The 22,509-nt window shown below is 39.4% G+C and carries 18 protein-coding genes; 9 read left to right on the top strand and 9 right to left on the bottom strand.

Features of this window, described 5'->3' with window-relative positions; all coding sequences use genetic code 11:
- Positions 1-458 precede the first annotated feature (458 nt).
- The 3 genes from HMPREF1505_RS03260 to HMPREF1505_RS03250 form a co-directional block, all read right to left on the bottom strand.
- Complete coding sequence (locus HMPREF1505_RS03260; RefSeq protein WP_036922453.1) at positions 459-1,241, bottom strand: DUF481 domain-containing protein; 783 nt, start codon at positions 1,239-1,241, stop codon at positions 459-461.
- Between the two features lie 152 nt (positions 1,242-1,393).
- Positions 1,394-1,813 (bottom strand): hypothetical protein, encoded by a 420-nt coding sequence (locus HMPREF1505_RS03255; RefSeq protein ID WP_013263826.1) that lies wholly within the window; start codon positions 1,811-1,813, stop codon positions 1,394-1,396.
- 164 nt (positions 1,814-1,977) lie between these two features.
- Positions 1,978-2,844 (bottom strand): GYF domain-containing protein, encoded by an 867-nt coding sequence (locus tag HMPREF1505_RS03250; RefSeq protein WP_036922447.1) that lies wholly within the window; start codon positions 2,842-2,844, stop codon positions 1,978-1,980.
- Between the two features lie 298 nt (positions 2,845-3,142).
- Between HMPREF1505_RS03250 and HMPREF1505_RS03245 the strand changes: the two genes are divergently transcribed.
- Entirely contained in the window at positions 3,143-3,853 is a 711-nt protein-coding gene (locus HMPREF1505_RS03245) for a DUF421 domain-containing protein (protein ID WP_036922444.1), read from the top strand.
- A 185-nt stretch (positions 3,854-4,038) separates the two neighbouring features.
- Entirely contained in the window at positions 4,039-4,587 is a 549-nt protein-coding gene (locus HMPREF1505_RS03240; protein ID WP_036922441.1) for an isochorismatase family protein, read from the top strand.
- A 192-nt stretch (positions 4,588-4,779) separates the two neighbouring features.
- Here HMPREF1505_RS03240 and aroC read toward each other — a convergent pair whose 3' ends face one another.
- Together aroC and HMPREF1505_RS03230 are read right to left on the bottom strand one after the other, a co-directional pair.
- On the bottom strand, positions 4,780-5,868 hold the full coding sequence (aroC, locus tag HMPREF1505_RS03235) for a chorismate synthase (RefSeq protein WP_036922438.1): 1,089 nt from the start codon (positions 5,866-5,868) through the stop codon (positions 4,780-4,782).
- Between the two features lie 133 nt (positions 5,869-6,001).
- Positions 6,002-6,604, bottom strand: coding sequence for a peptidylprolyl isomerase (locus HMPREF1505_RS03230; protein WP_036922436.1), 603 nt, complete (start codon positions 6,602-6,604; stop codon positions 6,002-6,004).
- Between the two features lie 337 nt (positions 6,605-6,941).
- Between HMPREF1505_RS03230 and HMPREF1505_RS03225 the strand changes: the two genes are divergently transcribed.
- The 4 genes from HMPREF1505_RS03225 to HMPREF1505_RS03210 all read left to right on the top strand — a co-directional run bounded on the left by HMPREF1505_RS03225 (position 6,942) and on the right by HMPREF1505_RS03210 (position 11,102).
- Positions 6,942-7,316, top strand: coding sequence for a hypothetical protein (locus tag HMPREF1505_RS03225; RefSeq protein ID WP_036922433.1), 375 nt, complete (start codon positions 6,942-6,944; stop codon positions 7,314-7,316).
- 665 nt (positions 7,317-7,981) lie between these two features.
- Positions 7,982-10,069, top strand: coding sequence for a S8 family serine peptidase (locus HMPREF1505_RS03220; RefSeq protein WP_036922429.1), 2,088 nt, complete (start codon positions 7,982-7,984; stop codon positions 10,067-10,069).
- Between the two features lie 130 nt (positions 10,070-10,199).
- Complete coding sequence (fldA, locus tag HMPREF1505_RS03215; protein ID WP_036922427.1) at positions 10,200-10,688, top strand: flavodoxin FldA; 489 nt, start codon at positions 10,200-10,202, stop codon at positions 10,686-10,688.
- A 54-nt stretch (positions 10,689-10,742) separates the two neighbouring features.
- Positions 10,743-11,102, top strand: a complete 360-nt coding sequence (locus HMPREF1505_RS03210; RefSeq protein WP_004360179.1) for a DUF2023 family protein — start codon at positions 10,743-10,745, stop codon at positions 11,100-11,102.
- Between the two features lie 812 nt (positions 11,103-11,914).
- Here HMPREF1505_RS03210 and HMPREF1505_RS03205 read toward each other — a convergent pair.
- The 3 genes from HMPREF1505_RS03205 to HMPREF1505_RS03195 all read right to left on the bottom strand — a co-directional run bounded on the left by HMPREF1505_RS03205 (position 11,915) and on the right by HMPREF1505_RS03195 (position 15,806).
- Entirely contained in the window at positions 11,915-13,174 is a 1,260-nt protein-coding gene (locus tag HMPREF1505_RS03205) for a nucleotide sugar dehydrogenase (RefSeq protein ID WP_036922423.1), read from the bottom strand.
- A gap of 178 nt (positions 13,175-13,352) precedes the next feature.
- Positions 13,353-14,078 (bottom strand): nitroreductase family protein, encoded by a 726-nt coding sequence (locus tag HMPREF1505_RS03200; RefSeq protein ID WP_036922420.1) that lies wholly within the window; start codon positions 14,076-14,078, stop codon positions 13,353-13,355.
- Positions 14,079-14,300: 222 nt separating this feature from the next.
- A complete protein-coding gene (locus HMPREF1505_RS03195) occupies positions 14,301-15,806 on the bottom strand; it encodes a glutamine synthetase family protein (RefSeq protein ID WP_036922417.1) in 1,506 nt (501 codons plus the stop codon).
- Between the two features lie 215 nt (positions 15,807-16,021).
- Between HMPREF1505_RS03195 and HMPREF1505_RS03190 the strand changes: the two genes are divergently transcribed.
- Positions 16,022-16,543 (top strand): GNAT family acetyltransferase, encoded by a 522-nt coding sequence (locus HMPREF1505_RS03190; protein WP_036922414.1) that lies wholly within the window; start codon positions 16,022-16,024, stop codon positions 16,541-16,543.
- Between the two features lie 979 nt (positions 16,544-17,522).
- Here HMPREF1505_RS03190 and HMPREF1505_RS03185 read toward each other — a convergent pair.
- Positions 17,523-18,197, bottom strand: coding sequence for an MgtC/SapB family protein (locus tag HMPREF1505_RS03185; RefSeq protein ID WP_036922403.1), 675 nt, complete (start codon positions 18,195-18,197; stop codon positions 17,523-17,525).
- Between the two features lie 164 nt (positions 18,198-18,361).
- Between HMPREF1505_RS03185 and HMPREF1505_RS03180 the strand changes: the two genes are divergently transcribed.
- Positions 18,362-18,919 (top strand): sugar O-acetyltransferase, encoded by a 558-nt coding sequence (locus HMPREF1505_RS03180; protein WP_036922401.1) that lies wholly within the window; start codon positions 18,362-18,364, stop codon positions 18,917-18,919.
- Between the two features lie 353 nt (positions 18,920-19,272).
- Positions 19,273-22,500 (top strand): TonB-dependent receptor, encoded by a 3,228-nt coding sequence (locus HMPREF1505_RS03175; RefSeq protein WP_036922399.1) that lies wholly within the window; start codon positions 19,273-19,275, stop codon positions 22,498-22,500.
- The last annotated feature ends 9 nt before the right edge of the window (positions 22,501-22,509 follow it).

The raw sequence follows: 22,509 nt of genomic DNA, 5'->3' as shown, positions 1-22,509 counted from the left end.
TTCGAAGCCAATATATGCTCTTTTGGCTTCTAAAAGACGCCTAATTGACTTGCAATAGGTGCCCTTTAAGACCCTTATTAACGCCCTTTTGAAGTCCAATTAAGCACCTTTCACTTTGCTGCTTTATAACTAATTGATTTCCTTATGGTTACAAGCCTGGCTTTTATATGTGTTTTTGTCGTTATTTATGGATGTCTTATTTGAATTTATGTAATGATTTTTCAAATCATTATCTGTTGTTTTCAAAGTCTTAAAACAAAAAGTTTTTTAATGTCAGAGGATGATAATAGGATAGATAGATGACAGTCTTAGCCATATTTTGTTTAGTGAGTAACTTCGCTTCTTCCATTAAAGCAATACGAAAAGCGTCCGCACATTTAACGGAAGAACCATATTTTATAGCAGAAAAAGATGCAGAAAAGTATTGCCTTCTTGCTAATTTATCACTGTTGTACTACTTAGAATGATACACTAAGCCCCGCCTCTACGGTTGTATAAGTCTTTCTAATTGGTACAATTGGTGCTGTGTCGTAGATAACGCGGTAGGCACCATTTATGCCAATGTTTGGTGTAATATTATACTTTAAGTCTGCTGCGCCACCGAATCGTGCTTCCTTAAAGTAACTATCTGGCTTCGCCTGATGAATAGCTGTGGTTGTTAGTTCCCAGTGTTCTCCTAAATGCTGTTTGAAACTTACTGATAGGTGACTTTTTATGCTACGACTATAAACATGTGATGGGGCTGCATTAGGAGTTGGATCTTCCCATTTCTCAAATTCATAGAACATACCCGCTGATGCAAACATAAGATATTTTTCTTTGTTTATAATCCTATAGCGTGATAGTAAGCCAGTTGAAATCTTGTATTCCATTCCACGACTTTCTGCCCATTGTGACTCAGCATAAGGATAAACCTCAAAAGCACGACTGAGGAGATAACGATATTCAACGTGTACAAATCCGCCACTTACTGTTACTTTCTTGCCGTAAGTTGAAAACTCCAACTTGTTTATTAAGTTAATAACACGCTTGTGCTTTATTAAGAGGTTGAGATTAGCGGTATTCTTGAGTGTGAGAACATTTTCCTTTTCTGTCTTAAAATCCAGTACAGGTAATAAAGTTCCTTGTATTGTTTTTGTACTATCTATATCTAATGTTAGATTCTCTGAAAAGAGCATTTGGGAGTATATTGGTAAATGAGCCAATAGTACCAATAGTGATAGAAGTATTTTCTTTTTCATTATATGATATTTTTACGAGAGTAAAATGATGGTTTTTCGTAGAGACTATTAGTTATGAGGTAAAAAAGTATAGTTGTCTGTTAAACGGACTATACATAAGAGAGGACGCACAAAATGTGCGTCCTTTATTTTCGATAATATTTTTGACGATATTAATTGTTAACAAACTTGATACGTTTGTTAGAGTCATCAATCTTTGCCTGAAGCTTAGCAATCTTTCTTTCCATCTTGCTTAAAGTCTTCTGACTCTTAGCCAACTTCTTGTTGATAGACTTAGCTTCCTTCAGACGCTTGATAGTGGTCTTTGCATCCTTAACAGTGCTTGATGCGTTGGTTGTGCTGAATTCTGTTGTTGCTATATTTGCTTCAACATTGATGTCAGCTGCTTTCTTGCTGAGTTCGGCATTGTTTGCCTTCTCTTTTTCGTAATCTAACTGCAGTTTGTTTAACTCTGTAGTCATCTTGAGCACCTTCTGCTGTTCTTTCAGAGTGTCAATCTTTTCACTATTTAAAGAAGAGGCACAAGACACAAAAAACAACGTTATTAACCCTAAAAAAAATAATTTCTTCATACTTGTTTTCTATTTAAATTAATTGTGCAAATGTATATAAAATATTGTTTATATGCAAAAGATAATATGTAAAACCTTTCCTTTTATGTAGAAATATTGTTTTTTAACAACTATCTTTTGCGTTATTATCCATCTATAAGTCTATCTGAAAGCCTAATATTTACTTAGATAGAATCAGCTTTCACTGTCTTTTTCTTACTTTGTTTTGAGGGTTGATTGTCTAAACCGATTTCATCCAGAAGACCATCCATAGCACTTCCCAAGAGTCCTTCGATGGCTGAGGTTGCAGGTGCAATGATGTTTTCCTGCAACATCTTCTGTGCTTTTTTCTTAAGTTGTTCCTTCATGTTGATTTCTTCTTTCTTGTAATACTGTTCTGCAGCTTCTTGAAGGTCATCTTCATCTACAGTAAAGATATGCCCGAAGATACCTAAAGATACGATATGATCTTTGCCATCATAGTGTACCTTACCTAATGAACATACAACATAGTTATCGACAGTGACGAGGTTATCAACAGCAGTCTCAATCACCTTACCTGCAAAGGCATTGCTGACTGTTTTGAAAGCGTTGTCGATGAAGGTGTTGCCTGTAAGATTATCGTTGTCATTTACAGCATCATTTACAGTAGTAGTGATAACGGTAGAGAGTACTTCCTTGTGTTGTTCTGTCTTTGGGCAAGTGACAACCATCACTGCAACCAAGACAACCAATGTGAGCAAAATACCGATAAGACAACCAGTGTGACTCTTCTTCTTAGGTGCTGGTTGTGGCTGCTGAACTGCTTCTTGTTGTGCTGTTTGTATGATAGGTCTTGCCTCAACAAAAGGTATCTCTTCTGTTTTCTCTGTCTTATTGATAGATTCTTTACTCTCAAAGAGTGTGCGAAGTTCTTCTATCTGGTTGGCAGGAACCCATTCTACACCATCTGTTGGCATTACTAACGTTGTAGCATCCAATTTTCTTTCGGCTAATTCGTTGAGGCTATAAGGACCTCTCTTTTCTTCATTAATCTTGATATAGTATTCCATTTTTATCTTTCTTTTATGGTAAAGGTGGAAATCCCTATTATTTAGGTATCTGTTAATCACTCTACCAGTTTGTTCGGTGCGAAGTTATATATTATTTCTGAACTGGCAAAGGAGTTGCTTTCTTTTTTAATTTCTGCAGATGGCTTTATAGCTATAAAAGACTTGTTTTTAGGCTTTCTGTAAATAGAATTAATTGTTTCGTAGTTTTTTTTAGTCATGTTATTTGCGAGTTAAGTATAAAAGACGTATTTTTGTAGAATAAAAATTCAATTTATAATAACAGCTTTAAGAACAAAAAATGATTGAGTTTATTCAGCCTTATATAGGCATTACCTTGAAACTTGTTACGGGTATGATAGGTATTTTGGCTTTTCTACGTATTACAGGAAAAGCTCAGATGGCACAACTTACGCCACTTGATACTGTAAGTGCCTTTGTAATTGGTGCTTTAGTCGGTGGTGTCTTGTACAATCCAGATATGTCTGTGTGGCATCTTCTCTTTGCTTTGGCAGTATGGACAGGCTTTAATATGCTCGTTCGTTTTGCTATGCGTTCTGCCCGTCTACGTCATATTATTAAGGGAGAGAGCGTTTTCCTGGTGAAGAATGGCGTTATTAACTTTAAGAACTTTAAGCGTAATAGCCTTGAAATGGAGCAATTCCGTTTGCTTTTAAGACAAAAGGGAATCTTCTCTATGTTTGAAGTTGAGGATGTTTTGTTTGAAGCAAATGGTGCGGTGACAGTTCTACCAACAGGCAAGACATCAGATTCATTCTTGCTTGTTAACAATGGTGAGTTTGTTGCGAGTGGTCTTAAGCAGAGTGGTCGTTCACAGGCATGGGCATTACGCGTTATCAAGAAGAATGGTTTTAATGGTCCAGGAGAACTCTTCTGTATGGAATGGACACCGGGTACGGGTATTTACTTTGTTACTTACGATGGTCACGTTAAGCGTGGAGTGATAGAAGTAGATGCTCATGAGATTGAGCCAGACAACGCACAAGTATAGAAATTTAAGAGGAAAATAGTGATACATGGGTTGTGTATCGCTATTTTTATATTAAGTTTGGGGTGTTCAGAAAATATCTGTAGCGTATTAACGTTGATATTATAAAGCTACGATTTATATTCTGTTAGCTTTGTAATATAGATAATGAAACTATTAGGTCTTATTGTTTAAAGGGACAATAAAATATGAAAAAGCTATTGTTAATAGTCGATCCACAAATCGACTTTATTACAGGAACACTTCCTGTAGGAGGCGCAGCCGAGGCAATGGATGCGCTGGCAAAGTATGTAAAGGAAAAAGGTAATGAATATACCGTGAAGATTGTTACAGCAGATTGGCATCCTTATCATCATAGTTCGTTTGCTGATGAGGGTGGAATGTGGCCACGCCATTGTGTACAACATTCTGTTGGAGCAGCTCTTTGGCAATCACTATTGGTTGCTCTTAATGAATCAAAGGGTGGCTTCACCTTATTGTATAAGGGCGATAGCATAGAGAAGGATGAGTATTCTATTATGCAAAATGAAGCTTCTGCGGGTGTTCTCCATCAATTAATTAAGGCTTTGAAGATAGAACAGATAGATGTTTGTGGCTTGGCTGGAGATATCTGTGTACTGAATACTGCAAAGGATTTAAAGGACGTTATTGGTAGTACAAAGCTCAATGTACTTGAATCATATTCGCCTTCTTTGGACGGTGGAACGGCTTTAAGTGCTTTTATTGCAAGCCTATAACAAACGAGAAGAAGATTGGTTAGCTCTGTATTATTAAAATGAAATAGAGCTAAGACAAATTAGAAGGAGTTAAGTCCATGTCTGTCTCCGCTACTATCTACAGAATGTAAGCGTGAGAAGATAAGATTTAACTCCTTCTAATATGTTGTTTTATCACTGCTGTGGGAAGTAAGTCCTTACGAAAGAAATTGTCTACAGTCTGTTAGTCTTACTTATTAGCAATGCGTCAAGTATGGTCATTGCAGCCATAGCCTCAACAATAGGGACTGCGCGAGGTAAGACACAAGGATCATGTCGACCACGTACATCCATCGTTGTTGCCTCACCCTCTATGTTCACTGTCTGCTGTTCCATAAGTAGGGTTGCAACAGGTTTGAATGCAACACGGAAGTAAATATCCTCTCCGTTACTGATTCCACCCTGTATGCCACCGCTATGGTTCGTTTCTACATTGCATCTTGGGTATTGCATACCATCGCCAGTTGGTAGGAAAGTGTCGTTTTGCTGGCTACCTCTCCATGAAGAACCAGCAAATCCTTCACCATATTCAAAACCCTTCACAGCGTTGATACTAAGCATAGCAGCACCTAATTGTGCATGAAGTTTTCCAAATTCTGGTTCGCCTAAGCCCACTGGACAGCCTTTGATAACGCAAGAAATAACGCCACCGATGGTGTCTCCTTCGCGCTTTACCTGTGCTATTAGGTTCTCCATCTCCTTTGCTTTTAATGGGTCGGGACAGCGAACTGGGTTTGACTCAATGAGATTTAAATCATATTTATAATAATCTTTCTCAAGTAGAATGTCGCCCACTTGTGAAGTGTAGGCAGAGATACTGATACCCTGTTGGCGCAACACAAGTTTGGCTAAGGCTCCTGCTACGACACGTGAAAGTGTAATGCGAGCAGACGCCCGACCGCCTCCACGATAGTCACGAATACCATATTTGCTGTAATATGTATAGTCGGCATGTGACGGACGGAAGATGTCACGGATATTATCATAGTCCTTTGAATGTTGATTGGTATTGCGAACAAGAAAACCAATGGGCGCACCTGTTGACTTTCCCTCAAACACACCGCTCAGCAGTTCTACTTGGTCTGCTTCCTTTCTATCCGTTGTGATATGGCTTTGACCTGGTCGGCGACGTGCCAATTCACGCTGAATGAAGTCTGTGTCAATGGTTACACCAGCTGGCATACCATCAACTATACCACCCACGGCAGCTCCATGGCTTTCGCCGAAGGTGGTAAGTGTGAAGAGCTTTCCGAATGTATTCATGCCAAAGTTCCTATGAATGATAATCGTGATGCGTGATTGATAGGAAAGAAAAATATGTTGTAGACTTTCCTATCATCTCCTTCTCTTTATATGTTCCATAGTAAATAGCTGGACGGGAGAGGGAGAATTTATCTTAATGACAGCCGCAGCAGCCTCCTTCTCCATCTTCATGGCCTCCGCAACCACAGCCACCTCCGTTGTCGCTACCGCAGCCTCCGCCACATCCACCACCACAGTGATGCTGATTCATTTGCTCAAAGAAGTCTTTTACTTCTTCTTCACTTGCCTCACGATTCTCGAAGACATGACCATAGAAAACAAGGTCCTTGCCTGCGAGAGGGTGGTTGAGGTCGATGGTTACTTTATCATCTGATATGTCCAAGACCTTTCCTAAGAAACGCTGACCATTTTCGTTCTGCAAAGGAACGACTGCATCTTTATAGATGTTCTCAGCATCAAAAACTCCGTTAGGTGAGAAAGTAGCCTTGTCGAGAGCTAATACGCTGTTATCGTCATGCTCCCCATAAGCCTGCTCCTTAGTGAGAGAGAACTTGAAGTCTGCGTCTTTTTCAAACTTAACAATCTCCTGCTCAAAGGCTGGTAACGCCATGTTGCAACCTGTATAGAGCTGCATTGGCTGCATATCTTCTGTCTTTTCGAGGAATTGCTCCTCACCATTTTCGATACTATATAGTTCGTAGCTGACTACAACGAGTCGATGTTTATTATTCTCCATTGTTATTTTTATTAATCTATATTTATTATACGTATTTGCAAAGGTAATGATTTAAAACGGAATAAAATCTGCTTAGTTACTGTTTTTTCTTTTTCGTACTACTATTATATATGGTTTATTAGGAAGGGTAGGGTCGTATCTATTTTTTTTGTAACTGATATAAATCAAATGCATTGATGTGTGTCAAAAATATAAGCAAAAATTAATGATAAGTAACGAATAGTTATATTGTGTCCGAATAATCTTGTAACTTTGCATTCGTAATAAGGAAATTAATTACAGAATAAAAGATAATGATAAGTCTTTTAATAAGACTTTAAATAATTAAGAAAGGATAATGAATATGAAGAAGATTGTATTGACAGTAGCAGCAGTGATGAGTATGACAATGGCTTTTGCAGCAGGTGAGAACGATAACAACAACACAACTACAAATGCTAACGCATATAAGTTCAATGTAAGCACATACGCTCTTAGTCGTGCGTTGAATCTTAATTATGATCAGGTTGATGTTGTTGAGGATATTAATCGCACTTTTGCTACAGAGATGATGAATGCTTCTGTTGCTGATAATTCAGAGCGTGACGCTAAGGTTCAGAGTGCTATTAAGAAGGATCTTTCTTATATGCGTTATGTTTTGAGCGACCGTCAGTACCGTGAGTATGTAAAGCTTCTCAACGTTACGCTGAACAACCGTGGCTTGAACAAGTAAGAAATCAACATATTCTCATGTAGAGAAGGTTTCATATATGTAAATGGAAGGCTATGAGTCAGATTCTGACTTATAGCCTTTTTTTTTGGTTCTTCCGTTAAATATGTGGATGCTTTTCGTATTGCTTTAACGAAACAACCAAGGTTACTCACTAAACAAAAATAGGACTAAAACAGTCGTCTATCTATTCTATTATTATCCTCTGACATTGAAAATCATTTCTTTTTAAACTTCGAAAATCAATAGATAAGACTTTGAAAAAACATTACATATGTTCAAGGAAAATATCTATAACTAACGGTAAAAACAGATATACGGAGTAGGTTTGTAACCATAAGTAAATCAATTAGTTATAAAGTGGTAAATTTAAAGGTGCTTAATTGGACTTCAAAAGGGCGTTAGTAAGGGTCTTAAAGGGCGTCTTTTGTAAGTCAATTAAGCATCTCTTAGAAGCCAAAAGAGCATGTATTGGTTTTGAGCTACACAAAAATAGTTTACAAAAATCAATAACATGGGAATAAGTTGTTTGTAGAAGAGCCATGTTGATGCTTCGTACATATGGTACTGAGCTCTAATACATCTTGCATATGTCAGTTTTTTTTTGTTCCTTTGTGGCAGAATACATTACTTATATAATACATTATTTGTAATTAGCCCATAAAGAAATGAATCGTTTAATAGTTTTTCTACTCTTTATATTTACCTCTCTTGGCATTATTGCTCAGCGTCCTCGCTATGAGAAGATGTCGCCATTTGTTCGCGAAGCAATGGCATCGGCATTGGCAACGAAGCAGCTTACTCGTAGTCAGAGTGATGATAGATTGTTGACAGCTTTTGTACGTATTGATGGTAATTCGGCAGAAGTTCTAAGGCAGTATGGCTGTAAGGAGTTGGCACGTGTGGGGGATATTAGTATAGCAGCCATTCCTCTTAGTAAGCTCGGGGCATTGTCGTGTGGCAGACAAGTGAAGCGAATTGAGACAGGAAGACGATGCAGCATACAAATGGATACTACTCGATTAGTTGTTAATGCTGAGAAAGTTTATACGGGTGAAGGACTATCGCAGAGCTATACTGGAAGTGGTGTCGTTGTTGGTGTACAAGATATTGGTTTTGATTTGACACATCCTAATTTTTATTCAGCTGATATGAGCAAGTATCGTATCAAAGCTTTATGGGACCAGTTGTCGCGCGATACTATCGGTTCAACATTATATGTAGGTCGCGATTATGTAGGTCGTGAAGCCTTGTTAGAACTGAAACATCCCATTGATGGTGAGACACAGACACACGGAACGCATACAGCTGGGATTGCTGCCGGTAGTGGGGCAGAAGGGAATGGAGCCGTTTCTCCTTATCGTGGTATGGCTTGTGATGCCGACTTGGTATTGGTTGACAATGCTGCAGATAATGCATCTTTGATAGATCCAAAAGATTATTATAAGTTTACCTATGCCACAGATGCACTTGGTTTTAAGTATATATTCGATTATGCGGAACGTATGCATCAACCGTGTGTCATCAATTTTAGTGAGGGTAGTTCGCAGGATTTTCATGGCTATGACCAATTATATTATGAGCTACTTGCTAAACTAATAGGACCAGGACGAATCATTGTTTCTTCTGCTGGTAACGATGGAGCAAGAAATTCGTATATACATAAGAATATAGGAAAAGAGCGAGCTGGAGCTTTTATCATGGGTAATGAGAAACGCTTTAGTTGTACGGCAAAGTCTAAGCAGACGTTTACTTTTCGAGTAAGTGTATATGATAACGTAGCTTCCCCGCAAATCGTTGATATTTCAACGGTTAATGTTTGTAATGCTCAAGACTCACTACTTACTGATTCCTTATTAGTTGGTGGAAAGAAATATATATGGCGTGTGTTGGCATATCCGAATAGTTATGATACACGTGAGACGGCTTATGATTTTCAAATTAGTAGTCCGTCGAAGCTTGGAGATAGTCCGCAAGTTTCACTTCAAGTTATGGGTAGGGATGCCGATATAGAACTTTACCGTATGTCGGGCTATATGTTTCCACATTCACTTGACCCTGTGTTGGATGCAGGGAATTGTAGATATACAATCTTCTCACCATCCAGTGCGCCAGATGTGATATGTGTTGGTTCGACAAGCTATCGTACACAGTTTGTTAATTATTTAGGTGAAAAGAAGGTGTATGATAGTGGACAGAAGGGCATCCGTTCTCCGTTCTCAGCTATGGGACCAACATTGGATGGGCGTATAAAACCAGACGTAATGGCACCAGGTCAGAATATCATCTCATCTTATAGTACCTTCTTTATCAATAATCCAAAGAATGTAAATGCTTCTGTAAAAAGTGATGTGCGTCATTTTAAATATAATGATCGTACCTATGCTTGGAATGCTAATGCAGGAACGTCAATGTCTGCACCAGTTGTGACGGGTGCGATAGCACTTTGGTTACAAGCTGATCCAACGTTGACGCCAGCTGATTGTCTGGAGATATTCGCTAAGACTTGTTCTCATTATGATACGTCACTCAGTTATCCTAATAATCTTTATGGATATGGGCAGATTGACGTTGCTGCAGGACTGAGAGAAGTTTTACGTAGAAAGGCTTTGGGTATTAATACGATTGGTCAAAAGAAGGTATCAGAGCTATATGATAACCGTATTTACCTCTTAGATGGTCGTTATGTAGGAACTTCTGATGCGAATCTACCTAAAGGTATATATATAAGAAATGGAAAGAAGTTTGTAAAGTAAAAGAAAGTACTCACTAAAAGTAGGTATTTTGCACAAACCATCATTTTTAGGTATTGCAGGTAATACTTTTTCATCGTATCTTTGCAACCGTAAAGATTAATAATATCAGAAATTAAATCAGTAACAAAATATGAAGAAGACTATTGTTGTTTACGGTTCATCAACCGGTACATGCGAAAGCATTGCAAATACCATCGCTGAGAAGCTCGGCGTTGAAGCTATTAACGTGTCAGATTTCTCTGCAGAAGTAGTAGCAGAGAATGACAATCTTATCCTTGGCTCTTCAACATGGGGCGCAGGTGAGTTGCAGGATGATTGGTATGATGGTATTAACGTACTGAAGGGTGCTGACCTCTCTGGTAAGACTGTTGCAATCTTCGGTTGCGGTGATAGCGAGAGCTATTCAGATACTTTCTGTAGTGCAATGAAGGAGATTTATGATGCAGCACAGGGTGCAAATATCCTCCCTGGTGTATCAACAGATGGCTATACTTTTGATGACAGCGAGGCTGTTGTTGATGGTAAGTTCATAGGTCTTGCTTTGGATGATGTAAACGAAGAGGATCAGACAGAAGGTCGTATTGATGCATGGTTGGCAGATATTAAGCCTTCATTGTAAGATAAATAAACTTAGTGCTTACATTATAACTATTCACACGAAGGGATAACTATGATGACAGATATGATGACCGCCGATATGAAGGTGTTGATGAATCACATCTATGAGTACAAGAAGGGTGTTCGACAGATGGTCTTGTATACTTGTAATAAGAAGTATGAGTCATTCGCTACGCTCCGTCTCGAGCATCAGAATATCCCATATATCATCCAGCCGGTGGGTCGTGACCGTATGAACCTGTTCTTTGGTCGTCAGGAGTGTCTTGATGCCATCCGGCTGATGATTACCAAACCTCTTAACCAACTAACGCCAGAAGAGGATTTTATTCTCGGTGCAATGTTGGGATATGACATTCGCGTACAGTGCGAGCGGTACTGTGAACGCAAGTGCCGCACTTGTAAATGTGCGACATAAGCCAGAATTATTAAATGATAATCTTGTTCGCGAAATAAATTATTTCATAATGTTTTTGTATTATAAATAGGCTTGTCGGGAGACAAGCCTTTTTATCTTTATATAATTATAGGTCTGGGTAATCTTTTTATAAAGCGTATTTATCTTGTGAATAACACCACATTTAGTTTAAATGTACGTTGCTGTCACTTTTAACAGTTGCCGTATTTTATTGATGATAAAAGGGTTATGAGTATATAAGATGTGACAGATATGACAGGAAAAATAGTTTTACCTAAAAGTTGATATAGTGATGTTTAGTTTATAGAGGGCAATAGAAGACTCTAAATGAAAGGACGAGGGCTAATATTAACAGTGTTTAGTTAGTATATAATTCGTTGAGGGCTCTCTTTTATATAGGTAATTTTGTGTTTACTTGGGAGGGGTATTTCTCAATATAACCAAGTAATAAATACTCTCTCTTGGTGGTGTAAATCTTATTTACTAACAAATGGGTAAAGGTCTTCCTATCTACTTCTCGGAGGGTGTATATCATTAGCACTCATGGTGTTTACTGTTAGCACCATGAGTGATGAGTATGAATACATTGGCTGAGGGTGGAGAATGGGATTATCCCAAATCCGTCATTAGAGCCTAAACATATTTTGTTTTATTATCGAGTAGATTGTTTGGCTTTATAACACAGGCGTAGCGATCTACGTCAAGTTACAAAGGCAAACAATATGCCGATAAGGAAATAAAAGATGTTAGGAAACAATACCATAGTACTAAGAGCTATGCTTTTGTGTCTAATGACCGCATTTGGGATTATATTAATCCCTTCTAAATATATCCCTTGTGTACACTTTTTCCTTTACATCATCAAGGCATTTGTCGTATCGGTTGGCAATGATGGCATGGCAACGCTGTTTGAAGTCAGCAAGGTTGTTGACAACAAGGCTACCGAAGAAGGTTGCGCCATCTTCAAGCGTAGGCTCATAGATGATGACTTGCGCACCCTTTGCCTTAATACGCTTCATTACTCCTTGAATTGAACTTTGGCGGAAGTTGTCACTATTAGATTTCATAGTAAGGCGATAGACACCAATGACGCACTCCTTCTCATCTTCTGGGCTATAGTCACCACGGTCGTAATAGTCGTAATATCCAGCTTTATGCAATACTTGGTCAGCTATGAAGTCCTTGCGTGTACGGTTACTCTCAACGATAGCTTGAATAAGATTTTCGGGCACATCGGCATAGTTAGCAAGTAACTGCTTAGTGTCCTTAGGCAGACAATAGCCGCCATAACCGAAAGAAGGATTGTTATAGAAAGAGCCGATACGTGGGTCAAGACATACACCTTGAATGATGTTAGATGTATCAAGACCTTTTACCTCAGCGTAGGTGTCTAACTCATTGAAGTAACTTACGCGTAGTGCAAGGTAAGTATTAGCAAAGAGTTTCACCGCTTCTGCCTCTGTTAGTCCCATAAATAGAGTAGGGATATTCTCCTTTATTGCTCCTTCTTGTAGTAATTGGGCAAATAGCTGTGCTGCTTGTTCCAAGCGTTTGTCACCTTCTGGACGACCAATGATAATGCGACTTGGATAAAGATTGTCATAAAGCGCCTTGCTTTCACGTAGGAATTCTGGAGCAAAGAGAATGTTATTACACTTGTATTTTGCTCTAATATGCTCAGTGTAACCAACCGGAATCGTAGACTTAACAATCATGATAGCATCTGAATTCACCTTCATTACGATTTCGATAACTTCCTCAACACGTCGTGTGTCAAAGTAGTTCTTCACAGGATCATAATTAGTTGGCGTAGCGATGACTACAAAGTCCGCATCCCTATAAGCAGTCTCTGCATCCAATGTGGCAGTAAGTTCTAAATCCTTCTCTGCCAAATACTGTTCAATATAATCATCTTGAATAGGCGAACGTCTGTTGTTTATGAGGTCAACCTTTTCTTTTACTACGTCAACAGCCGTTACATGATGGTGTTGACTCAGCAGTGTTGCAATGCTGAGACCTACATAGCCCGTTCCAGCTACAGCTATTTTTAAGTCTTTAATATCCTTATCCATTGTCTTGTTCAGATTGTTTGCAAAGATACGTATTTCTATTCGAATAAGACAATGGATAAGGATAAAATCCTTACTAAATCCCTTCTTATTGCTTTTTGTTTATCCGTTAACTATTCTGTATGTTTTCTTCTTGCAATGAAGGAGTATCATACAGCAATGATAATTTACAGAAGGGGTACTAAACCAAATGATAGGTTTCCTCAAATGGGCGGCGATAACGATCTCCCCAAACGCCATCTGGCATACGAACGCCACAGGTTATAACCATGTTTATTTCTGTATTGTAAGGTAGATTCAGTGCCTTCTTTACCAACAGACTATCGAAACCTTCAAGTGGACAAGTGTCATAACCAGCCTCACTCATAGCCAACATAAATGTCTGAACAGCCAAAGCACAACTCTTGTGTACACTAACTCGCATGTCGCCTTCACTTACTTGACGAATGATTGGACGGAAAAGTCCAATCGTTTGTGCTAAGCCTTTACGAACAAGTCCCCACAATCCAAAGCAACGTGAATAGATAAATGGCATTGCTTTTGCATAATATAGTTCTAATTTCTTAATGCGTTTTTCCTTCTTCTCTGTAGGACTGTACTTGTTGATGTTCTCCTTTTCAAATGCAAGTGTCGCCTGTGCATGTTTCTTATAGAGGTCCTGTCGAGTCACAAATACAACAATCTGTTGTGCAGAACGTGCTGTCAACTGGTTTAAGCATGCTGGCGCCAACTTCTCCAAAACCTTCTTGTCAGTTACATGATAAGCCTCCCAAAGTTGTAAGTTAGAACTTGTTGGAGCCAATGTCGCTTGTTCAATACATTTCTTTACAACTGTGCTATCGACTGGTTTCTTTGGGTCGAAATGTCTGACAGCCCTTCTATGGTCTAATATTTCTTGTAAACTCATAATTTCTTAATCTTTAATAGATGTAAAAGGAGCAAAGTGTATGCCATTATTTCTCTTCTGATAGGTTTGTATGATAGTCTTGTAATAATATGTTAAACAAGAGATTAGATGTATATATTACTAAGTAAAACATTTCTGTTTGAAAAATCCCAGACAACCTTTTCGTTGCCTGGGATTTTATATTTGGACTAATAGTAGTCACATATTAGAATGATGTTTGCTTTATCCGCAGTGGAAGTATTGACGAACAAGTTTCTCCATCATCATCTCCTTGCCTTCTATCTCTTGACGTAGTGTACGGTCATTGTATGAGCGAAGCTGTTTGATAATACCATCAATCATTGCAGGAGAGAATACATCATACTCTTCATAAACCTTACGCTGACGTTCCAAGCAGTCTGCTGAAGCGGCACAGCTATCAGGCAACTGAGCCAAGGTAGCATAGCGTTCTGCATTCTTTGGGTCGTGGATATCACCGTCTGCAAAGGTTCTCTCAGCTTCAGCCTCAGCGTTTGCCATCTCAAAACCATGACGACAAGCCACACAAAGACCTGCTAAAAGCTGATAGATATCAGCTGAAGCATCTGGAGAACGCATCTCAACAGTCTGCTTGATAGAGTAGTCACGCGCTGTAAGTGGTTCTATATCATTAGCTTTGTGGCACATATCCTCGCCAGAGGTCCAACCTAATGGTACGCGAACAAGTACAGAACGGTTACTCATACCCCAACATACATTTGTTGGAGCTTCCTGATGTGGAACGAGACGGAAGTATGATGTTGGGTTCTTATTGCCAAAGGCTGTGATACTCTCAGCTAAGTCCATCATACCAGCAATAGCACGACGAGCATCCTTAGAAAGTTTTCCTCCTTCGAGCATCATGCTCTTTCCGTCCTTCATTATACGCATGTGAATATGCATACCAGAACCAGCCTTACCCACAGTAATCTTTGGAGCGAAGGTAATATCAAGTCCTTCTTCGTAACCTAAGCTACGAATCACCCATTTAGCAATGAGTAACTGTTCAGCACATTCATTTGCTGGGACAGGCAAGAACTCAATCTCATTCTGTTCGTAGCAGCGCCCATTCTCAATGAAATTACCTACCTCAGAATGTCCATACTTAATCTTACCGCCACATTCAGCAATCAGCTGCATAGAACGCATACGGAAGTCATTGCCTTTTGAGAAAGGAGAACTCTCGTGATAACCATGTTGGTCGTCAGCAGGAAATACACCTTCATCCTCTCGGATAACGTAGTATTCTAACTCACCCATAGCATGGAACTCCATACCAGTTACTTTCTTAAAGGCATTCATAGCCTTGCGGAGTGTATATTCTGGAGATGATGCTAATGGATTACCATCTCGATCGAAGAAAGAACAGAGCATGCAAAGTGTTGGAATCTCTGAGAAAGGATCGATGAACGCTGTAGAGAAGCGTGGCATTACATAGAGGTCACTACTACCAGCTGCAATAAAGTTGAAGAGTGAAGAACCATCAACGCGCTCGCCACTTGTAAGTATTGTCTCCAAGTAGTCGGGTGTGTGAAGCATGAAGTTTAGTGTCTTCAATCGTCCGTCACCAGCAGGATACATAAAGTTGACCATTCTGATGTTCAAGTCACTGACAACTTGCTTGATATCATCTTTAGTAAATTCATGTGAGTCTTTGCCCAAGTGTGCTTCCAGCCTATTTGCTGAACACTTAAAAAGGTTATTCTCCATTGTCGTAGCTTTTATAAGATTAGTATTTGATTATGAGGACAAAAATACATATTAATTTCTTTATTCGCAATTATTTTTCATACTATTTTTCTCTATTTATTATCACTGTGGTATTCTTTATTTTTCGTTTTGTACAACTTTCTTTTATATTAGGAACTTGATGTTAGTTTTTCTTCGTATTTTTGCCTCGTTAGAAATAGAAAAGTATAAATCTTATGACAAAGGAGAAAACAATAAATCTGTCATCTAATCGTACTATCCGTAAAGCATCAACAGATGATTTTACTATAGTATCGAACCTAATTGAGCAGGGGAAAGCAAAGATGATTAAAACTGGTAATCCTAATCAATGGTCAGCAAATTATCCTGCGGAGAGTACTATAAGGCGTGACATTGCACAAGGTGATTGTTGTCTACTTTATGAGTGTGGGAAGCCTATTGCAACCTTTGTAGCTAAGGCGGGTCCAGAACCTAATTACCACCGTATTGATAATGGTAGTTGGCTTGATGACCAACCTTATTATGTCATCCATCGTGTAGCTTCTTTGGAAGGTGTACATGGTGTAATGGCTGACATAGTCAACTATTGTTCGGCATTTACCTCTTCTATTCGTATAGATACCCATGCAGATAATCGCCCGATGCAGGCTTCTTTGATTCGTTTAGGTTTCGTTTATTGTGGTATTATCTATGTTGAGAATGGAGATAGTAGATTAGCTTTTCAGCGCGTTTTTTAGTATTTTGTTAGTGGTTATCTACTCCTTGATCGTCTAAATCTTACTCCTTCATTTTAGTAACTTTGGGGGATAGCTAAGCCCTACTGCTGAGCTATTTTGTAAAAAGAAGAAATCATTTACATGAAGAAATTTTTGTAGATATAGCTTTGAAAAATCATTACATAGTTTCTGGTAAAGTATCTATAAATAACGGCAAAATCATGTGTAAAAAGCAAGTTTGTAACCAATAGTAAATCAGTTGTTTATGAAGTAGTTTGAAAAAAGGTGCTTAATTGGACTTCAAAAGGGCGTTAGTAAGGGGCTTAAAGGGCACCTTTTGCAAGCTTAAAGGGCGTCTATAAGAAGCCAAAAGAGCATGTATTGGTTTTGAGTTGCATGAAAATAGTTTACAAATACCAATGATGTGGGAATAAGCTATTTGTAGAATACAGAAAGACATAGTATCTATTTGCATTTTATCTTGTAGTTTGTCTTCTATGTAAGACTATCTATTTAGGATAGTCTTACTATGCAAATGTATCAAGTCTTTATTCTATTTTCAATCTATGTATTAAACTAAAATCGGTCATTAGAGGTTAAACATCGATTTGGGTTTAACAGAAGAACCATTTTTTTGGGGTCTTCAGGATTTTTGAGTGATAAGGTTTGCCACTTAAGGTTAGGTTTCTTAGGAAATGTCACACGGAGGTACGGAGAGGACGGAGGATTATTAAAACAAAGCAATGGAAGTAACGGAGGCACCGTTGGTGCGTAGAGCAACGGAGTTTGTTTGCCAATTCTATTAGCAATTTATATGCAAAGCGTTTATCCCAAAATAGTTATTAAGAATTTGTACGCTACATCTCCGTCGCTCTTTGTGCCATCGGCACCTCCGTGACATTGCGTTACCTCCGTCCCCTCCGTGACTCTGTGTGCCTATTATATAAGACTTTTAGTTTATCACTCCATATTCCGGAAGAACCATTTTTTCAGCTCCTATTTACTCCATAGTTTCAACAGTTACGTTTTCAAATTCAGCCATAAAGTTAAGGAGATGATTCTTATAACGTTTCCGTTTGAACTTCATTTCCATCGTTACGACGAAGTAATGACCTGAAGAAGTGTCTTTGCGTGTCATCTCGTAGGAATCAATAATAATCTCCTTATCGCGTAATCGTTGCAAGACAGGTTGAATGTTTTCTTCTTTTGGAGTACTAAAAGTAACGGTTATATTGCGTGTTCCAAAGTGTTGGAGTATAAAATAAAGTGCTTCCAAACAGAGCAAGACGAGGACAGTTGTAGCAATAGAGAGTACATACATTCCTGCACCTGCAGTCATACCAATAGCCGATGTTACCCATAGACCTGCTGCAGTTGTCAGTCCACGTACCACATGCTTTTGAAAGATAATTGTTCCCGCACCAATGAAACCAATACCCGTTACTACTTGTGAGGCTATACGACTGGGGTCGAGTGACACTTGCTCGTAATGGCCGAGTACATCATCAAAGCCAAACTGTGATAGAATCATAAACAAACCACTACCTAATGCTACAAGGAAGTGGGTTCGGAAACCAGCCTCCTTTGCACGATACTCACGCTCCAAGCCAATCACACCACCTAACATAGCAGCTACGAATAGTCTCAGTACAAATTCATAAGTTATTATGTTCATGTTCTTTCTTTATTATGTAATGAATAAATCGTTGTCGCAAAAATACAAAAAACTTCACGCATCTCACTCTTTTCTTCCCTAAAATTATTTTTTCATGAATGAAATTCTCTGTTTCTTAGAAATTGATTTGTATCTTTGTGAGCATAAACGCTAAAGTCAAGATTATGACAGAGAAGGAGAAACAGCAGAAAGGGATGCTTTATCAAGCAAACGACCCAGAAGTTTTAAAAGACTTATACTACTGCGAGAATGAATGTTTTGAAATTAATCAGATTCCTCCTTCACGTAGGGAGGAACGCATGGAACGCCTTAGAAAGTTGTTTGGTAAGGCAGGCGAGGGAATGTTTATTGTTGCCCCGTTCTTCTGTGACTATGGTTATAACATTGAAGTCGGTGAGAATTTCTTTGCCAATACTAATTGTGTGATTCTTGATGAGGCTAAGGTGACATTTGGTGATAATGTTTTTATTGCACCTAATTGCGCCTTCTATACTGCTGGTCATCCACTTGATGTTGAGCAGCGTAATAAGAAGATAGAGTATGCACTACCTATTCATGTTGGGAATAATGTGTGGATAGGTGGCAATGTCGTCGTCGTGCCGGGTGTGACGATAGGCGATAATACTACGATTGGTGCTGGTTCTGTCGTTACACATGATATTCCAAGTGGTGTCGTAGCTGCTGGTAATCCGTGTAGGGTGATTCGAAAACTGGAGAAATAAAAGAGTTATAGCTTAAGAAAGATTAGGAGCATAAAGAAGATGATATGCAAAAGTATAACTCACCTATTTAATAATAGGGCATAGATGGCTATGGTCTTTATGCTTGTTGTTCTGTGCTTAGGGAGGTGTTTATGAATACTCAAAGTATATGATAAAGCTTTTCTAAGTACTGATGAATGTAGAAAAATGTAAAAGAAGGCCTGTTTTGTGGTTGTTTTTTTTACAATAAACTAAACAAAACACATATTTAACATCTTTTATATGTGTAATTGTAGAACGGACGTTTAAAATGATTTAACTTTGCGATTAATAAACCTAAAAGCATTTTTTAACCTAAAGTATACTTAAAGCCTATGTACCTAAAAAGAAAAAGGACTACGAGCTTATTGATGGTGGCTTTGTTCAGTACAAGTTTACTGCATGCCAACATTACGTACGAAGCGAATGCAGCTGTTGTTCAACAGCAGTCTGTATGTAAAGGAACTGTTGTCGACAATAATGGAGACCCTGTTGTTGGTGCCTCTGTCTTTGTCGTAAGTAATGGACAGAAAAAGGGAAGTGTGACTGACCTTGATGGTAATTTTGAGATTGCAGGCGTTGCTTCTGGCTCATCACTTACTATTTCTTATGTTGGTTACAAGACCCAGCAGGTAACTTGGAGTGGTAAGGACCTTAAGGTTACTCTCCAAGAGAACAGTGAGATGCTTGATAACGTTGTTGTTGTCGGCTACGGTACTCAGAAGAAGGTTAACCTTACTGGTGCTGTCTCTGTTGTTAATTCTAAGCAACTTGAGTCTCGTCCTGTAACGAGTGTTGCTCAGGCATTGCAGGGTGAGGTTCCTGGTTTGAACTTCAGCGTAGGTAATGCGGGTGGTTCACTTAACAGCCGTATGAGTATGAACATCCGTGGTATTGGTACCATCGGCTCTGGTTCAAATGCTGCCCCTCTCGTTCTTATCGACGGTTCTGAGGGTGATTTGTACTCAATCTCTCCAAATGACATTGAGAGTATCTCTGTATTGAAGGATGCTTCTTCAAGTGCTATCTACGGTTCACGTGCAGCCTTCGGTGTTATTCTTGTTACAACCAAGAGTGGTAAAGAGGGTCGTACAAACGTTTCTTATAATGGTAACGTACGTTTCTCTACAGCAACTCAGATTCCTGAGATGCCTAACTCATATGACTTCGCACGCTATTGGAATGATGCTGCTGCTAATAGTGGTGGTAATGCTCCATTCAGCCAGGATATGCTGAACAAGATTAAAAACCATATCAATGGCACACCTGCACCAGGTGAAGAGGTTACTACAACATGGCAGGGTACTGAGGCTAATGAGCCTTGGAGTATGTACACAGGTTCTTGGGACAATACCAACTGGTTCAAGGAGATGTATAGGTCTGGCGTACCTTCAACAGAACATAATATTTCTGTAAGTGGTGGTGGTAATAAGGTGAACTATTATCTCAGTGGAGCACTCCTCAGCCAGCGTGGACTTATTCGTCATGGTAAGGATAAACTCAAGAGATATAACTTCTCTGCTAAGGTTACTGCAAATCTCACTAATTGGGCAACAGTTTCTTACAACTCAAAGTGGGTACGTGAGGACTATAGTCGTCCTTCTTACATGACAGGTCTCTTCTTCCATAACATTGCTCGTCGTTGGCCGACTAACCCTGTTTTCGATCCAAACGGACACTATGTTCATGGTAATGAGATTCTTCAGATGGAGAATGGTGGTCTTGACGCTACACAGAACGATAAGCTTTATCAGCAGTTAGCTCTCGAATTCCGTCCAATCAAGGGTTGGAAGATTCGTTTGGAGGGTAACTACAATACTGTTAACTACCACAACCATTGGGATGTATTGCCTATCTACTATTATGATCCAGATCAGCATCCAGTAGCTGCTGCATGGAGTGGTGACTACGCAGCTGGTAAGTCAAACGTAGGTGAGTCTATGTCAAAGAACAACTATTATAATGGTCGTTTCTTTACAGAGTACGCATTCACATTGAACGATAAGCATGACTTTAAGTTCTTGGCAGGTTTGGATATGGAGTCTAACATTTACACTTATCTTGGTGTATCACGTGCAGACTTGATTACTCCAACTGTTCCTACACTTAACAATGCTACTAACAAGGATGTGAAGCCAGGCTTCTCAAATACTCAGTGGGCTACAATGGGTGCTTTCGGTCGTATCAACTATGCATACGATTCACGTTACCTTGTAGAATTCTCTATCCGTCGCGATGGTTCTTCACGCTTTATTGGCGATAAGACATGGGGTACATTCCCTTCACTCGCATTGGGTTGGAACATTGCTAACGAAGCGTTCTTCAAGCCTTTGACAAAGACTGTTAATACGCTGAAACTCCGTGCTACTTATGGTGCTTTGGGTAACACCAATATCACAGCACTCTATCCTTGGTTCTTGGGACAGCCTGCAAGTGCATCTGCATCTTCATGGCTTGTTAATGGCGAGCGTGTGAATATCTCTAATGTTCCTGGTTTGGTTTCACCTAACTTGACATGGGAAAGTGTTCGTTCATGGAACATTGGTCTTGACTTCGGTTTGTTCAACAACAGATTGCAGGGTACTTTTGACTACTTTGTTCGTACAACAAAGGATATGGTAGGTCCAGCTCCAGTTAAGCCTTCTATCTTGGGTGCAACACAGCCAGCTGAGAATAATAGTGATATGCGTTCTAATGGTTGGGACTTGGAAGTTAGATGGCGTGATAGAATTGGTCAGGTTGGCTATGGTATCAAGCTTGTTCTCTCTGATGACTACCAGACTATTACACGTTACTACAACCCTAACCGTCTACTCTCACAGTGGTGCGAAGGCAAGCGTATGGGTGACATCTACGGATATCAGGTAGAGGGTATTGCTCAGACTAACCAGCAGATGGACGAGTGGTTGGTTAATAACAAACCATCATGGGGTTCTAACTGGGCTGCCGGCGACGTTATGTACAAGGACCTTGATGGTGACAAGAAGGTGAACTCTGGCAAGAGCACATACGATGATATGGGTGACTTGACCAAGATTGGTAACTCTTTGCCACGTTATCGTTTCGGTATTACTTTGGATGCTAACTGGAAAGGCTTTGACTTCCTCATCTTTATGCAGGGTGTTGGTAAGCGTGACTTCTGGGATGCTTCTCCTTATAGCGTTGGTGCTAATACAGGTTTGTGGCAGAGTGCAGCATTTAAGGATCACCTTGACTACTGGCGTCCAGCAACAGACACTAACTTCGGTCCTAACACTAATGCTTACTACCCACGTCCTCTCTTTGGTCAGGGTTCTAAGAACTTCCAGACAAGTGACCGCTACTTGCAGAATGCAGCTTATATGAGAATCAAGAATATTCAGCTTGGTTATACTCTCCCTGCTGCTATCGCAAGCAAGATTGGTGCAAGCCGCGTTCGTTTATACTTCTCTGCTGAGAACCTCGTAACATTCACAAAGATGAACAAGATCTTTGACCCAGAGGCTACTGGCGGTGATTGGGGACCAGGTAAGCTCTACCCACTCCAGAGAACAATTTCTTTCGGTTTAAATCTTAATTTTTAATTCGTAGCA

Origin of the sequence: Prevotella sp. ICM33, assembly GCF_000517825.1 — a bacterium.
GTDB lineage: Bacteria > Bacteroidota > Bacteroidia > Bacteroidales > Bacteroidaceae > Prevotella > Prevotella melaninogenica.
Note: the sequence above shows the minus strand (reverse complement) of the source record. Positions and strands in the feature narration are given on the sequence as shown.

What these genes read in the sequence shown, in the direction of transcription:
- HMPREF1505_RS03260 (WP_036922453.1), bottom strand. Translation starts at nt 1,241, where the DNA reads ATGAAAAAGAAAATACTTCTATCACTATTGGTACTATTGGCTCATTTA.
- HMPREF1505_RS03255 (WP_013263826.1), bottom strand. Translation starts at nt 1,813, where the DNA reads ATGAAGAAATTATTTTTTTTAGGGTTAATAACGTTGTTTTTTGTGTCT.
- HMPREF1505_RS03250 (WP_036922447.1), bottom strand. Translation starts at nt 2,844, where the DNA reads ATGGAATACTATATCAAGATTAATGAAGAAAAGAGAGGTCCTTATAGC.
- HMPREF1505_RS03245 (WP_036922444.1), top strand. Translation starts at nt 3,143, where the DNA reads ATGATTGAGTTTATTCAGCCTTATATAGGCATTACCTTGAAACTTGTT.
- HMPREF1505_RS03240 (WP_036922441.1), top strand. Translation starts at nt 4,039, where the DNA reads ATGAAAAAGCTATTGTTAATAGTCGATCCACAAATCGACTTTATTACA.
- aroC (WP_036922438.1), bottom strand. Translation starts at nt 5,868, where the DNA reads ATGAATACATTCGGAAAGCTCTTCACACTTACCACCTTCGGCGAAAGC.
- HMPREF1505_RS03230 (WP_036922436.1), bottom strand. Translation starts at nt 6,604, where the DNA reads ATGGAGAATAATAAACATCGACTCGTTGTAGTCAGCTACGAACTATAT.
- HMPREF1505_RS03225 (WP_036922433.1), top strand. Translation starts at nt 6,942, where the DNA reads ATGAATATGAAGAAGATTGTATTGACAGTAGCAGCAGTGATGAGTATG.
- HMPREF1505_RS03220 (WP_036922429.1), top strand. Translation starts at nt 7,982, where the DNA reads ATGAATCGTTTAATAGTTTTTCTACTCTTTATATTTACCTCTCTTGGC.
- fldA (WP_036922427.1), top strand. Translation starts at nt 10,200, where the DNA reads ATGAAGAAGACTATTGTTGTTTACGGTTCATCAACCGGTACATGCGAA.
- HMPREF1505_RS03210 (WP_004360179.1), top strand. Translation starts at nt 10,743, where the DNA reads ATGACAGATATGATGACCGCCGATATGAAGGTGTTGATGAATCACATC.
- HMPREF1505_RS03205 (WP_036922423.1), bottom strand. Translation starts at nt 13,174, where the DNA reads ATGGATAAGGATATTAAAGACTTAAAAATAGCTGTAGCTGGAACGGGC.
- HMPREF1505_RS03200 (WP_036922420.1), bottom strand. Translation starts at nt 14,078, where the DNA reads ATGAGTTTACAAGAAATATTAGACCATAGAAGGGCTGTCAGACATTTC.
- HMPREF1505_RS03195 (WP_036922417.1), bottom strand. Translation starts at nt 15,806, where the DNA reads ATGGAGAATAACCTTTTTAAGTGTTCAGCAAATAGGCTGGAAGCACAC.
- HMPREF1505_RS03190 (WP_036922414.1), top strand. Translation starts at nt 16,022, where the DNA reads ATGACAAAGGAGAAAACAATAAATCTGTCATCTAATCGTACTATCCGT.
- HMPREF1505_RS03185 (WP_036922403.1), bottom strand. Translation starts at nt 18,197, where the DNA reads ATGAACATAATAACTTATGAATTTGTACTGAGACTATTCGTAGCTGCT.
- HMPREF1505_RS03180 (WP_036922401.1), top strand. Translation starts at nt 18,362, where the DNA reads ATGACAGAGAAGGAGAAACAGCAGAAAGGGATGCTTTATCAAGCAAAC.
- HMPREF1505_RS03175 (WP_036922399.1), top strand. Translation starts at nt 19,273, where the DNA reads ATGTACCTAAAAAGAAAAAGGACTACGAGCTTATTGATGGTGGCTTTG.